The organism is Blastococcus sp. KM273129, from assembly GCF_021698995.1.
GTDB lineage: Bacteria > Actinomycetota > Actinomycetes > Mycobacteriales > Geodermatophilaceae > Blastococcus.
The window spans coordinates 1-13,228 of sequence record NZ_SSXB01000095.1; the positions used below are offsets into that span (position 1 = coordinate 1).

Sequence of the window (13,228 nt, forward strand, 5' to 3'; positions counted from 1 at the left end):
CCCCCCCCCGTCGCTGCGCGGCCACAGGTCACCGGCGCGCACCAGCGGGGCGTCGAGCGCCTCGGCGAGCACCCGGTGCTCGAACCAGGCGCCGTCGCCCTCGCCCTGGGTGAGCACGGCGGTGCGCGGCCCCGTCACGCCCGGGGGTGCGGCGTCGGCCAGCGCGGCGGCGAGCAGCGGGACGGCGTCGGCGGGGTCGCGGAGCCGGTCGCCGGCGCCGGAGAGGAGCTCCGGCAGGACCGCGCGGGTGCACTCCCGGTCGGCCAGCGCGTAGCCGATGCCCGACGGCGCGCGCAGGTGGTCGCGGACCACCGCCCAGCGGCCGTCCACCGTCCGGACGAGGTCGGCCGCGGCGACGGTCGCGCGCGGCTGCCCGGGCCAGGCGCGGGCGACCGCCTCGGGGTCCCGGCCCGGGCCGTTCGCCACCGCCCACTCCGGCACGGCACCGGCCCGCACGATCTCCGCGGCCCGGTCGGGGTCGCCCCGCCGCCGGCCGGCCGGGCGGTAGGCGTCGGCGAAGAAGGCGTTCAGCGCCCGGTGCCGCTGGGCCACGCCGGCCGACAGCGCCCGCCAGGTCGCGGCGTCGAGCACCCGCGGCACCGGGTCCTGCACCACCGGCCGCAGCTGCTGCCGCCCGTCGGCCCAGGTACCGACGACGACGCCGCGCTCCTGCCGCCGCCGCGCCAGCTCCTCCTCCGCGGCCGCCAGCCCGGCGGCGCCCAGCCGCTCCAGGGCGGCGACCGGCCCGGCCCACCCGTCGCGCAGCCGGCCGTCGGCACCGACGGCCTCGTCGCCGCGGTCGGTGGGGTAGCCGGCGAAGAGTTCCCCGCTCACAGCCACCGATCGAACCAGGCGGCGAGCCGCTCGCCCAGCTCCACCAGGTGCTCGCGTCCCACGATCGCGTGGCCCTCCCCGCGGAAGAGCAGCAGGTCGGCGCGGGCGCCGCGTGCCTGCAGCGCCTGGTGGGCCTGCACCGACTCCGCGACCGGCACGTTGGTGTCGCGGTCCCCGTGGGCCAGCAGCACCGGCGCGGTGATCCGGTCCAGGGCGGTCATCGGCGAGAGGCCGGCCAGCAGGTCCCGGTCGGCGACCGGGTCGCCGTACTCGGTCACCGAGGCCGCCGCCATCCACGGCTCGGTGCCGGCGAAGAAGGTCCGCAGGTCGCTCATGCCGGCCAGCGAGGTGCCCGCGGCGAACAGCTCGGGCCAGCGGGTGAGCGCGACGAGGGTCAGGTAGCCGCCGTAGGACCACCCGTGCGCGCCGACCCGGCCGGGGGCGGCGATGCCCGCGGTCACCAGCTCGTCCACCGTCGTCCGGACGTCGGCGAAGGAGTGCTCCCGCGCCGGTCCGTCGTCGGCGGTGAGGAAGGCGCGGCCGAACCCCCCGGAGCCCCGCACGTTCGGGGCGAAGACGGTCAACCCCGCGGCGACCATGCTCTGCGTGATCGGCGACCAGTTCGGCCGCGCCTGCCCCTCCGGCCCGCCGTGGAAGCTGACCACCGTGCGGTTCGGGCCGCGGCTGCCCTCGGGCACGTACAGCCAGCCGGAGAGCCGGAGGCCGTCCGGGGTGAGGTACTCGTGACGCACCGGCTCGACGAGTCCGGGCACCTCCGGCCGCGGGGACGAGCAGGGCAGCGGCTCGGCGGCGGCGCCGTCCAGCGGCACCCGCCAGAGCCCGCGGGGCGTGCGGGGGCCGGAGAGCTCGGCGACGAGCGCCCCGCCGCCGGGCGCCGGCGCCCAGCCGGAGAGGACCGGCTCGGGCAGCGCGATGCGCCGCACGACGGCGCCGTCGGAACGTGCGTGCAGCCACAGCTCGCTGACCCCGTCGGCGTTCCAGACCGCCAGCACCGTGCCGTCGGCGCGCACCACGTACCCGTCGAGGTCGGCGTCGGGGCGCCGCAGCACGACGCGGCCGCGGCCGGGCACCCCCTCCCCGTCGAGGGGGACGGCGACCAGGCCGGCGCGGTCGGTCCCCGGGGGGCCCGGCAGCGCGGCGCGCACGTGCACGGTGGCCCCGCCGTCGGCGAACCGGCCGTCCTCGGAGGCGATCCCGCCGGGGGCGTCCAGCGGGACCACCCGTCGCTGGATGCCGGTGGCGACGTCGATGACGACGATGTGCCGGTAGGCGCGCGGGCCGCGCCGGGCCAGGACGGTGCGCCGGTCGGCGGAGACCGCGGTGACGGCGAGGAAGCCACCGGAGGCCAGCGTCCGCTGCTCCCCGGTGACCACGTCGACCAGCACCACGTCGGCGTCCGGCCCGGAGCCCGGGGCGATCGAGCACGCGTAGTGCCGCGGCCCCACCCAGCACCCGGCGAGCACGGCCGCCCGCGGATCGGCCCCGGCCACCAGCGCCCGCCCCGAGCCGTCGGGGCGCACCACGTGCAGCTCCGCGCAGATGGATCCGCCCGGGCTCACCAGGTAGGCCAGCCGCTCGCCGTCGGGCGACCAGGAGACCGAGATGACCTCCTGGTCGGCGCCGGACACCTGGACCGGCGGGGTGGCCCCGTCCAGGGCCGCGACCTCCAGCCGGGGCAGGCCGGAGCGGTCCGTGACGTAGGCGACGCGGTGCCCGTCGGGGGCCGGGGCGGGGCACCAGGCGGCGGTGGCACCGGCGATCCCGGTGACGGCGCGGCGCACCGCGGCCGGCAGCGCCTCCGGCGGGGCGAGCACGGGCAGCGCGGGGCACGCGGCGGGCGCGGTCGTCCACTGCTGGGTCGCGGGGCTGGCCATCGCTCCTCCTCGGCTCGGCGCGGCGCCGGCGAGCCCCCCGCTGTGGCGGCGGCTCGTCCCGGGCAGGTCCCAGCGCTCTCATCGGCGTGGGCCGGGGCCCGCCGAACCCCCTCCCCGGGGAGTCGCGCGGTCCGCGCCACGCCGGGGCGCCTGCGTGCCGCGGGCGGCCGCTCCGGATAACCTCCGGGACCGGGGTCCCGTCCGGGCCCGCCGCGCCGGCTGCAGGAGGTCGCCCATGCGCACGCTGCGCCTCGTGGCACTCTCCGACGACGGGAAGAGCCTCGTCCTCGTGGCCGACAGCCCCGACCACCCCGAGGGCGAGCGGTTCGAGCTCCCGATCGACGAGCGCGTGCGCGCGGCCGCCCGGGGCGACGCCCGCCGCCTGACCCAGATCGACGTCGACCTCGGCACCGAGCTGCCGCCGCGGGTGATCCAGTCCCGCATCCGCGCCGGCGAGACGCCCGAGCAGGTCGCCGCCGCCACCGGCGCCCGGGTCGAGCGCATCATGCGCTTCGCGCACCCCGTGCTCCAGGAGCGCGAGCGGGTGGCCACGCAGGCGCGCGAGGCGCGCGTCCGGCTCACCGAGGGGGCGCCCGGTGCGGCGCTCCAGCAGTTCATGGTCGAGCGGCTGCGGCTCATCGACACCGACATCGACGCCGTCCGGTGGGACGCCTACCGCGACGAGGACGGCACCTGGGTGGTCACCGGCGAGTGGCGCGCGGGGGCGAAGTCGGGCACCGCCCGGTGGAACTTCGACCTCCCCTCCCGCACCGTCGCCCCGCACGACGCCGCGACGACCGACTTCGCCGAGGGCACCCGCCTGGTGCGCGTCGTCCCCGAGGTGCCGGCCGGCCAGCCCGCACCGGCGCCGCGCAGCCGCCCCGTGCAGGTGGTGCGCAGCCCGGAGCCGCCGCCCACCCCGGACGAGGACGCGCACGTGCGCGACGTGCACGCCCCCGACGGCACCCCGGCCGACGAGGAGTCGATGGCCGCACTGCTGGACGAGGTCGCCGAGCACGACACCGTGGTGCTCGGCCGGGGCGGCGGGGGCACCGACGACGACGAGGACCCGCGCGCCCGCATCCCCGCGTGGGAGGACATCGTCTTCGGGGTCCGCCGCAACCGCTGAGCCCCTCCGCGTGGAACACCGGGCCCGGCTGGGTAGTTGACCCGGCATGAGTGCTTCGGTGTCGATGCCGCTCGGCGGCGTGCAGGTCGGGTCCTACGACAGCTACGAGCAGGCCCAGGCCGCCGTCGACTACCTCTCCGACGAGAAGTTCGCGGTCGAGAACGTGACCATCATCGGTACCGACCTGCGCATGGTCGAGACGGTGACCGGTCGCATGACGATGGGGCGCGCGATCGCGGCCGGCGCGGCGGCGGGTGCCTGGTGGGGTCTGTTCGTCGGGCTCCTGCTCGGCATCTTCGCCCCCGACGGCAGCGGCTGGATCGGCTCGGTGCTGACCGGCCTGCTGATCGGTCTGGCCTTCGGCGCCGCCTTCGGCGGCATGGGCTACGCCGCCACCCGGGGCAAGCGGGACTTCACCAGCACCAGCAAGATCACCGCCAGCCGGTACGACGTGATGTGCCACCCGGCGCACGCCGAGGAGGCCCGCGCGATGCTGGCCCGCTTCTCGCTGCGCGGCTAGGTCCCGGCCGCTAGCGCAGCGTCGCGAACGCGACGGCCGCCGCGGCGGCCACGCCGAGGGAGTCCACCCCGCTGCGCATCGGGATGCGCGCCCGCACCCGAGCGGCGGCCTGCGCCTCCGGGGTGAGCCCGGGCCCTTCGGCGCCCAGCAGCACGGCGGTGCGCGGGTGCGCCCGCGGGTCGATCTCGCCGAGGTCGACGGCGCCGGCGGCGGGGGTGAGCGCGACGGTGAGGTACCCCGCGTCGTGCAGCCGCCCGAGCCCGGCCGGCCAGTCGGGCAGCACGGCGAACGGCAGGGCCAGCACGTGCCCCATCGAGACCCGCACCGAGCGCCGGTACAGCGGGTCGGCGCAGCGCGGGTCCAGCAGCAGGCCGTCGACCCCCAGGGCCACCGCCGAGCGGGCGATCGAGCCGAGGTTCTCGGCGTCGTTGAGCGCCTCCAGGACGGCCAGCCGCCGGGGCGCGGCCGCGTCGGGCCCGGCGAGCAGCGGGTCCAGCTCGGCGGGCGGACGCCGGTCGGCCGAGGCGACGACGCCCCGGGTCAGCCGGAAGCCGATGATCTCGGACAGCACCCACTTGTCCGCCTCGTAGGCCGGGACGTCGTCGGGCAGCCCCAGCGCGGCCACCCGCCCGGGCACCCCGAGCACCGCCCGCACCCGGTACGGGGAGGACAGCAGCCGCTGCACGGCCGGCACACCCTCCACGATCACCGTCCCCGTGCCCCGCGGGGTGCCGGCGGGGCGGTCCCCCGCCTTCAGGTCGCGGAAGTCGGCCACCCGCTCGTCGGCCGGGTCGGTGATGGTCTCGGGCACCCGGTGATTCTGCCGGGCGGGCGACGGCGGGGCGCGACCCCCAGGATCGAGCCGTGGCTCCCGACAGCTCCCCCGTGACCGTGATCGGCGCCGGCATCGCCGGCCTGGCCTGCGCCCGCGTCCTGCGGGACGCCGGCCGCGACGTCCAGGTGCTCGACCGGGGCCGGGCCCCGGGTGGGCGGCTGTCCTCGCGCACGGTGCGCGGCCGCCCGGTCGACCTCGGCGCTTCCTACCTCACCGCCGGCGAGGGCTCCCCGTTCGCCGCCGTGGTGGCCGACTGGGTGGCGCGCGGGCTGGCCCGCCCCTGGACCGACACCTTCGCGGTCGCCGGACCGGGCGGGCTGCGGGACCGGAAGTCCGGGCCGATGCGGTACGGGACGCCGGGCGGGTCGCGCAGCCTGGCCACCGACCTCGCCAGCGGCCTGCCCGTCCGGTCCGGGACGACCGTGCGGGAGGTGACCGCCGGCCCGGCCGTCGACGGGCGGGCCGTGCCGGCCGCCGTCCTCGCGATGCCGGGGCCCCAGGCCGCCCGGCTGCTGGACCCGGCCGGCCCGGCGGGGCGGCTGGCCGCCGCGGAGACCTGGCAGCCGGCCCTGGCCGTGGTGCTCGGCTGGACCGGGCGCCGGTGGCCGGCCGACCTGCACGGGGCCTTCGTGCACGACGACCCGGCGGTGGAGTGGATCGCCGACGACGGCGACCGGCGCGGGGACGGCGCCCCGGTGCTGGTCGCGCACACCACCGCCGCGCTGGCCGCCGCGCACCTCGAGGACCCCGCCGGCGCCGTGCCGGCCGTGGTCTCGGCGGTGCGGTCCGCCCTGGGCATCGACGCGGAGCCCGGGTGGACCGACGTCCACCGCTGGACGTTCGCCCGGCCGGCCGCCCCGCGGGAGGAGCCGTTCGGCCTGGCCGACGGGATCGGGCTCTGCGGCGACGGCTGGCACGCCCCGGCGAAGGTGGAGGGCGCCTGGTCCTCGGGCACGGCACTGGGCCGGGCGCTCACCCGTTGACGGGACGCCGAGAACTCACCTACCGTTGAATTCATCATCCGTTGAATCGAGGGAGGCCGGGCATGGACGCCGCCGTCACCGTCACCGATCTCGTCGTCGACCGCGGGCACCGCCAGGTGCTCGACGGCCTGTCCACCACCGTGCCGCCGGGGCAGGTCACCGGCCTGCTCGGCCCGAGCGGCAGCGGGAAGACCACGCTGATGCGGGCCGTCGTCGGCGTGCAGGTGGTCCGCTCGGGCACGGTCACCGTGCTCGGGGAGCCGGCCGGCTCCCCCGCCCTGCGCAGCCGCGTCGGCTACGTCACCCAGGCGCCCAGCGTCTACGCCGACCTGACCGTGCGCGAGAACGCCCGCTACTTCGCCGCCCTGCACGGCCGGGGCGCGAAGGAGGCCGACGCCGCCGTCGCCGCCGTCGGCCTCGCCGACGCGTCCGGGCAGCTGGTCGAGGACCTCTCCGGCGGGCAGCGCGGCCGAGCCTCGCTGGCCTGCGCACTGGTCGGCGAGCCGGACGTGCTGGTGCTCGACGAGCCCACCGTCGGGCTGGACCCGGTGCTCCGGGTGGAGCTGTGGGAGAGGTTCCACGCCCTGGCCGCCGCCGGTGCGACGCTGCTGGTCTCCAGCCACGTCATGGACGAGGCGGCCCGCTGCGACCGGCTCCTCCTGCTGCGCGACGGCGCGCTGCTGGCCGACGCCACCCCGGCGGAGGTACGCGCGGAGGCGGGCACCGACGACCTGGAGGACGCCTTCCTCCGGCTCATCCGCGCCCGCGAGGAGGTGGCGGCGTGACCACCGCGGCACCCACCCGCACCCCCGACCGGGCCACGGGCCGGCTCAGCCCCCGGCTCACCGCCGCCACGACCGCCCGGGTGCTGCGCCAGCTGCGGCACGACCACCGGACGATCGCCATGATGCTGGTGCTGCCCAGCCTGCTGCTGGGCCTGCTCGCGCTGCTGTGGGCCGACGTGCCCGCGCCGCCCGGGCAGCCGAGCACCTTCGACCGGGTCGGGCTGACGATGCTCGGCATCTTCCCGTTCGTGGTGATGTTCCTGGTCACCAGCATCGCGATGCTCCGCGAGCGCACCTCCGGCACGCTCGAGCGGCTCCTCACCACGCCGCAGTCGCGGCTGGACCTGCTGCTGGGCTACGGGACGGCGTTCGGGCTGGCCGCCGCCGTGCAGGCGGTGATCACGGTGACCGTGGCCGTCACGCTCTACGACCTCGACATCGCCGGGCCCCTGGAGCTGGTCGTGCTCATCGCCGTCGCCGACGCCGTCCTCGGCGTGGCCCTGGGGCTGCTGGCCAGCGCCTTCGCCCGCAGCGAGTTCCAGGCGGTGCAGTTCATGCCGGTGGTCGTGCTGCCGCAGTTCTTCCTCTGCGGGTTGCTGGTGCCGCGCGAGCAGATGGCCGGCTGGCTGCAGGCGATCAGCGACGTCCTGCCGCTGACCTACGCGGTCGAGGCCCTGCAGGAGGTCGGGCGGTCGCCGTCGGCGACCGGCACGATGTGGGTGGACGTCGGGATCGTCGCCGGCGCCGCCCTGCTCGCCCTCGCCCTGGCGGCGGCGACCCTGCGGAGGAGGACCAGCTGAGCGCAGCAGGACCGGCCCGACGACCGGGACGGCGTCCCGGGAACCCCGACACCCGGGACGCCGTCCTGGCCGCGGCCCGGGAGGCGTTCGCCGAGCGGGGTTTCGACGGCGCCACCATCCGCGGGATCGCCGGCGCGGCCGGCGTCGACCCGGCGCTGGTGCACCACTACTTCGGCAACAAGGACAAGCTCTTCCTCGCCGCCATCGAGGCGCCCTCGAACCCGGCGGAGCTGCTGCCCGAGGTCCTCGCCGGCGGCCACGAGAACCTGGGCGAGAACATCGTGCGGCTGCTGCTGCGCGTCTGGGACGGGCCGATGCGCCCGGCGGCGCTGGCCCTGGTCCGCTCCGCCGTCGCCAACGAGTGGACGGCGAAGCTGCTCCGCGAGTTCCTGGTCTCCCAGATCCTGCGGCGCGTGGTCGGCACGCTGGGGCTGCCCACCGCCGAGCGGGAGGCGCGCGGCTCCCTGGCCGCCTCGCAGCTCATCGGCCTGGTGATGGCCCGCTACGTGCTGCGGGTGGAGCCGCTGGCCTCCGCAGCGCCGGAGTCGATCGTCGCGGCGGTCGGCCCCACCGTGCAGCGGTACCTCACCGGCGAGGTGGAGCTGCCGCAGGCCTGACTACCGCGGCGCGCGCGCCAGCTGCCGGCTCTGCGCGACCAGCCGGCCGGTGGAGTCCCAGATCCGGTACTCCTCGTCCAGCCAGCCGCCGGCGACCTCGTTGGCCCGGGCCTCGGCCAGGCACCACCCCGGCGCCGGCAGCGCCCGGACGAGCACCTGCAGCTGCACCGTGGGTGCCCAGCCCATGAGCCCCATCGACCAGCTCGTCGGCGGCAGCACGTCGGCGAACAGCAGCAGCGCCAGCGGGTCGGGCTCGCGGCCGTCGGCGAGCCGCAGCCAGGCACGCATCACCGGCTCCCCCGAGGGCTTGCCCAGCGCCCACCCGGCGGTGGCGGGGTCCAGGCGGGTCTCCACGCGGTGCCGCAGGCCGACCGCCGGGACGGGGTGGCCACCCATCTGCGCGCCCGGTTCGGCGTCCAGGCACTCCTCCACCGGCGGGACGTCGGGCGCCGGCACCGAGCGCAGCGGGGCCTCCTCGCCGAGCGCCGCCGTCGTCACCTGGACGCTGAGCGTGGGCCCCGCCGGGCCGCTGAGCACGACGCCGGTGTGCGCCAGCGTCCGGCCCGCCGGGCCCGGCGTGACCGCCAGCGAGGCCGGGCCGGGCGGGGTGGCGCGCAGGTAGCTGGCCGAGACCGCCACCGGGTGCGGGTGGGGGCTGTCGGCGAGCGCGGCCCGCGCGGTGACGGCGAGCAGGTAGCCGCCGTTGAGGATGCCGGCGCCGACGTCCCAGCCCGGGTGGAGGTCGGCGACGAAGCCGCCGCCCTCGGACCGCTGCACCGTCGTGGCGGCGTCGAACTCGGAGAGACCCTGGGCATCGTTCTGCGGCACGCCGGACAGGGTGCCAGGGTGGCCGGCATGGACTACACCCACCTCGGCCGCAGCGGCCTGACGGTGTCCCGGCTGTGCCTGGGGACGATGAACTTCGGCTGGAAGACCGAGGAGGGGGACGCGCACGCGATCCTCGACCGGGCGCTGGCCGAGGGGATCAACTTCTTCGACACGGCCAACGTCTACGGCTTCGACGCCGGCAAGGGCCGCACCGAGGAGGTGCTGGGCAGCTGGTTCGCCCAGGGCGGCGGACGGCGCGAGAAGGCGGTGCTCGCGACCAAGGTCTACGGCGGCATGAGCGACTGGCCCAACGACACGTTCCTGTCCGCCCGCAACATCGTGCGTGCCTGCGAGGCCTCGCTGCGCCGGATGGGCACCGACTGGATCGACCTCTACCAGTTCCACCACGTCGACCTCGCGACGCCGTGGGAGGAGATCTGGCAGGCCTGCGAGACGCTGGTCGCCCAGGGCAAGGTGCTCTACGTCGGCTCGTCCAACCACGCCGCCTGGCAGATCACCGCCGCCAACGAGGCGGCCGCCCGGCGGAACTTCCAGGGCCTGGTGAGCGAGCAGTCGCACTACAACCTGCTGACCCGGCACGTGGAGCTGGAGGTGCTCCCCGCCGCGCAGCACTACGGCGTCGGCATCATCCCGTGGAGCCCGCTGGCCGGTGGCCTGCTCGCCGGCGCCCTGGAGAAGGCCGAGGGCGCGCGCCGCGGCGAGGAGCGCACCCGGGAGAGGGTCGAGCGGCACCGGCCGGCGCTGGAGCGGTACGAGGCGCTGTGCCGGGAGCTGGGGCACGCCCCCGCCGACGTCGGGCTGGCCTGGCTGCTGCACCAGCCGGCCGTCACCGCGCCGATCGTGGGGCCGCGCACCGTGGAGCAGCTCGAGGGCGGGCTGCGGGCGCTCGGGATCACCCTGGAGGCGGACGCCCTGGCCCGCCTCGACGAGATCTTCCCCGGCTACCGCGCCGCCCCGATGGAGTACGCCTGGTAGAAGGACCCCGTCGCCCCCCGACGCCTCGCACGCTCGGCGCGGGCCCCTGCGACGGAGCCGCGTCCCGCGGAGCAGCTCACCTCACGAGGGGCCAGGCGGCGATGACCGTGTACGCGGGGGCCGGTCCGAGGCGGCTCTCCCACAGCCGGATCTCCTGCACCGGCCACTCGGGTCCCCGGTAGCCGGCCAGCCGGTCGGGGACGGTGCCGTCGGCGGGCCGGCCGGGGCGCCACCGGCCGAGCGTCAGGTGCGGCCGGAAGGGCCGGTCCTCCACGGGGAGCCCCAGGGTGCGGGCGACGGCGGCCAGCCGGCCGGCCAGCGCGACCAGCGGCTCGACGTCGCCCTCCAGCCCCGCCCAGGCGACCTGCGGGCGGCGCAGCGACCCGAACCGCCCTCCCCCGGCCAGCCGCAGCGCCATCGGCGGGGTCGCGGCCACCGCCGGCGCGGCCGAGGCCACCAGACGGGGCACCACCGGCTCGGGCACCGCGCCCAGGAACAGCAGCGTCAGGTGCCAGCGCTCGGGCCGGCCCCAGCGCGGCGCACCCGGGAGGTCGCGGAGCGGGCCGAGCGCGCGTTCGAGGTCGCGGCGCGCAGGGTCGGGCGGGTCGACGGCGAAGAACAGCCGACGGGTGGCCCCGGCGGTCAGAGGGGCACCTGCAAGCCGGCGGCGCGCAGCTCCGCGGCCACCCGCAGGCGCTCGACCTCGCGCGCCCGGCCCTCCGGCAGCTCCGCCAGCGCCGAGGCCACGCCGAGCATCCCGGCCGCCTCACCGAGGACGTCGTCGTAGGCCGCCAGCAGCGCCCGCCGCCGGGCCATGGGCATGCCGGCGGGCACCAGCGCCACCTGGCGGCCGAGCCGGCGCACGTCCGCGGCGACGACCTGCAGCGACCGCCCGGGCGGCGCCGGGTGGCGGGCCGCGTGGCGGCGGGCCGACCACGCCTCGATCCGCCGGATCAGCGGCCCCAGGCCGGCGACCAGGCCCGCGAAGGCGGCGAGCAGTGCGATGAGCTGGAGGAGCGCGGCCATGGTGGTCCTCGGGGCACGGGCGGTACCGGTGCAGCGAACGGTACGCGCGGAACGCTCAGAGCGACTGCTGACCGGGGGCCTTCTGGCTGAGCTGCTCCTCCACCGTGCGCACCTGCGCGGAGGGGACGGTGCGGCGGATGCGCACCCGCACCGGCGAGCGCTGCACCGTCAGCCGCAGCGAGCCGCGGTGGGCCAGCCAGGCGGCGGCGACGACGCCGGCCACGATGCAGACCCCGCCCCCGAGGACGAGCCCCCACGGGGCGCCGAAGCGCTCGGCGACCCAGCCGATCAGCGGTGCACCGACCGGCGTGCCGCCCATGAAGCACATGAAGTAGAGCGCCATCACCCGGCCGCGCATCTGCGGATCGACGCCGAGCTGGACGAAGCTGTTGTTGGCCACGCTGAACACCAGCGCCGCGGCCCCCGTGGGCACCAGCAGCGCGGCGAACGCCAGGTAGGTCGGCATCAGCCCGGCGACGACGGTGCAGGCGCCGAAGAGCACAGCCGAGCCGACGAGGAACCGCTGCCGTGGCCGCACGCTGCGCCGGGTGGAGAGCAGCGCGCCGCTCAGCGACCCCACCGCGAAGCACGTCGACAGCAGCCCGAACGCCTCCGCGCCGAGGTCGAAGGTCTCCCGGGCCATCAGCGCGATGGTCACCTGGTAGTTGAACCCGAAGGTGCCCAGGACGAAGGCGAGGCCCATCGCCAGCAGCAGGTCGGGGTGGGCCCTGGTGTAGGCCAGCCCCTCGCGCAGCTGGCCCCGGCCCCGGGCGACCGGGGGGCTCGGGGTGAGCTCGTCGGCGCGCATGCCGGCGATCGCGGCGATGGTGAACGCGAAGCTCGCCGCGTTGAGGAAGAACGCCGGTGCGGTGTTCCCCGAGGCGGCGCCGATGAGCAGCCCGGCCAGGGCGGGGCCGATCAGCCGGGCGCCGTTGAAGATCGTCGAGTTGAGGCTCACCGCGTTGGTGATCAGCTCAGGGCCGACCATCTCCGGGACGAACGACTGCCGCACCGGCACGTCGACGGCGGCCACCGACCCGAGCAGCCCGGCCAGCACGAACACGTGCCACAGCGCGACCGCCCCGGTGGCCACCAGGACGCCCAGCACGAGCGCGAGCAGGCCCATGAGGGCCTGGGCGATGATCAGCAGCCGGCGCTTGGGGTAGCGGTCGGCGAGGACACCGCCGTAGGCGCTCAGCAGCAGCGAGGGGCCGAACTGCAGCGCGGTGATCAGCCCGAGGGCGACGCCGCTGTCGTCGGAGAGCTGCAGCACCAGCCAGTCCTGGCCGATGCGCTGCATCCAGGTACCGGTCAGGCTGAGCAGGTTGGCCGAGGCGTAGCGGCGGAAGTTGCGCACCCGGAGGGCCCGGAACATGCCGCTCCCCTGCTCGGGCGGCGTCCGCTGGTCAGTGCTCGTCCAGGTCACCCACCGGCGAGCTTGTCCATGATCTCGGCCGCCTCGCGCAGCACCGCCCGCTCCTCGGCGGTGAGCTCCTGCAGCCGGGAGGCCAGCCACGCCTCACGCGCCTGCGCCTCCGCCGACAGCATCTCCTCGGCGGCCGGGGTGAGCCCGATGATCACCTGGCGGCCGTCGGTGGGGTGCGGCGTGCGGGTGACCAGCCCCGCGTTCTCCAGGGCGACGACGACCCGGGTCATCGACGGCGGCTGCACCCGCTCGTGGGCGGCCAGCTCCCCCGGGCTCATCGGGCCGTGCCGCTTGAGCGTCGACAACGCAGCGAGGTGGGTGAGCGTCACCGACGTGTCCACCCGCTGGTTGCGCAGCCGCCGGGAGAACCGCATGACCGCGAGCCGCAGCTCGTGGGCGAGCGCGGCGGTGTCCAGCGTCGTCCGGCCCACGGTCGTTAGCCTAACTCAGCGCCTGGACGCTCCTATGCCGGGTCAAGCCGCTGCGGGTGGTGATTCGAGGCGTCGGTAGAGCTCGCGGGCGATGTAGCGCTTGAGGCAGCGCTTGATCTCCCG

At 77.0% G+C, this 13,228-nt stretch carries 15 protein-coding genes; 7 read left to right on the top strand and 8 right to left on the bottom strand.

The genetic code is table 11. The features are described from left to right. Both E9565_RS19350 and E9565_RS19355 read right to left on the bottom strand, forming a co-directional pair. A partial coding sequence (locus tag E9565_RS19350) for a circularly permuted type 2 ATP-grasp protein (RefSeq protein WP_236836516.1) occupies positions 1–834 on the bottom strand: 834 nt, incomplete at its 3' end. After that, on the bottom strand, positions 831–2,729 hold the full coding sequence (locus E9565_RS19355) for a prolyl oligopeptidase family serine peptidase (protein WP_236836517.1): 1,899 nt from the start codon (positions 2,727–2,729) through the stop codon (positions 831–833). The genes E9565_RS19355 and E9565_RS19350, both read right to left, overlap by 4 nt. Before the next feature lie 235 nt (positions 2,730–2,964). On the opposite strand from E9565_RS19355, the gene sepH reads away from it, so the two are divergent. Continuing rightward, positions 2,965–3,858 carry a septation protein SepH gene (sepH, locus tag E9565_RS19360; RefSeq protein WP_236824854.1) on the top strand — a complete coding sequence of 298 codons (894 nt, stop codon included), beginning with the start codon at positions 2,965–2,967 and terminating at the stop codon, positions 3,856–3,858. A gap of 46 nt (positions 3,859–3,904) precedes the next feature. Further along, positions 3,905–4,378 (top strand): general stress protein, encoded by a 474-nt coding sequence (locus tag E9565_RS19365; protein ID WP_236836519.1) that lies wholly within the window; start codon positions 3,905–3,907, stop codon positions 4,376–4,378. A gap of 10 nt (positions 4,379–4,388) precedes the next feature. On the opposite strand, the gene E9565_RS19370 is transcribed toward E9565_RS19365, so the two are convergent. Beyond that, a complete protein-coding gene (locus E9565_RS19370) occupies positions 4,389–5,189 on the bottom strand; it encodes an RNA methyltransferase (protein WP_236824856.1) in 801 nt (266 codons plus the stop codon). 53 nt (positions 5,190–5,242) lie between these two features. On the opposite strand from E9565_RS19370, the gene E9565_RS19375 reads away from it, so the two are divergent. The 4 genes from E9565_RS19375 (at position 5,243) to E9565_RS19390 (ending at position 8,398) form a co-directional block, all read left to right on the top strand. Beyond that, the gene (locus E9565_RS19375; RefSeq protein WP_236836521.1) at positions 5,243–6,196 is read left to right on the top strand and encodes an NAD(P)/FAD-dependent oxidoreductase; all 954 of its coding nucleotides are present in this window, start codon (positions 5,243–5,245) and stop codon (positions 6,194–6,196) included. 62 nt (positions 6,197–6,258) lie between these two features. Then, positions 6,259–6,981, top strand: a complete 723-nt coding sequence (locus E9565_RS19380; RefSeq protein WP_236836522.1) for an ABC transporter ATP-binding protein — start codon at positions 6,259–6,261, stop codon at positions 6,979–6,981. Further along, the gene (locus E9565_RS19385) at positions 6,978–7,781 is read left to right on the top strand and encodes an ABC transporter permease (RefSeq protein ID WP_236824859.1); all 804 of its coding nucleotides are present in this window, start codon (positions 6,978–6,980) and stop codon (positions 7,779–7,781) included. The genes E9565_RS19380 and E9565_RS19385 overlap by 4 nt, the downstream gene beginning before the upstream one ends. After that, on the top strand, positions 7,697–8,398 hold the full coding sequence (locus E9565_RS19390; RefSeq protein WP_308196165.1) for a TetR family transcriptional regulator: 702 nt from the start codon (positions 7,697–7,699) through the stop codon (positions 8,396–8,398). The genes E9565_RS19385 and E9565_RS19390 overlap by 85 nt, the downstream gene beginning before the upstream one ends. On the opposite strand, the gene E9565_RS19395 is transcribed toward E9565_RS19390, so the two are convergent. Then, positions 8,399–9,226, bottom strand: coding sequence for a thioesterase family protein (locus tag E9565_RS19395; protein ID WP_236836524.1), 828 nt, complete (start codon positions 9,224–9,226; stop codon positions 8,399–8,401). 27 nt (positions 9,227–9,253) lie between these two features. On the opposite strand from E9565_RS19395, the gene E9565_RS19400 reads away from it, so the two are divergent. After that, positions 9,254–10,222 (top strand): aldo/keto reductase, encoded by a 969-nt coding sequence (locus E9565_RS19400; RefSeq protein ID WP_236836525.1) that lies wholly within the window; start codon positions 9,254–9,256, stop codon positions 10,220–10,222. Positions 10,223–10,298: 76 nt separating this feature from the next. Here the strand turns inward: E9565_RS19400 and thpR are convergent, their stop codons facing one another. Genes thpR through E9565_RS19420 form a run of 4 tightly spaced genes read right to left on the bottom strand, consistent with a single transcriptional unit; the run spans position 10,299 to position 13,105 of the window. Beyond that, on the bottom strand, positions 10,299–10,868 hold the full coding sequence (gene thpR / locus E9565_RS19405) for an RNA 2',3'-cyclic phosphodiesterase (RefSeq protein WP_308196166.1): 570 nt from the start codon (positions 10,866–10,868) through the stop codon (positions 10,299–10,301). Further along, complete coding sequence (locus E9565_RS19410; RefSeq protein ID WP_236824863.1) at positions 10,865–11,248, bottom strand: hypothetical protein; 384 nt, start codon at positions 11,246–11,248, stop codon at positions 10,865–10,867. The genes thpR and E9565_RS19410 overlap by 4 nt, the downstream gene beginning before the upstream one ends. Positions 11,249–11,303: 55 nt before the next feature. Next, positions 11,304–12,623, bottom strand: a complete 1,320-nt coding sequence (locus E9565_RS19415; protein WP_236824864.1) for an MFS transporter — start codon at positions 12,621–12,623, stop codon at positions 11,304–11,306. Between the two features lie 47 nt (positions 12,624–12,670). Further along, positions 12,671–13,105: a MarR family winged helix-turn-helix transcriptional regulator gene (locus E9565_RS19420; RefSeq protein ID WP_236824865.1), complete on the bottom strand. Its 435-nt coding sequence runs from the start codon at positions 13,103–13,105 to the stop codon at positions 12,671–12,673. Positions 13,106–13,228: the final 123 nt, after the last annotated feature.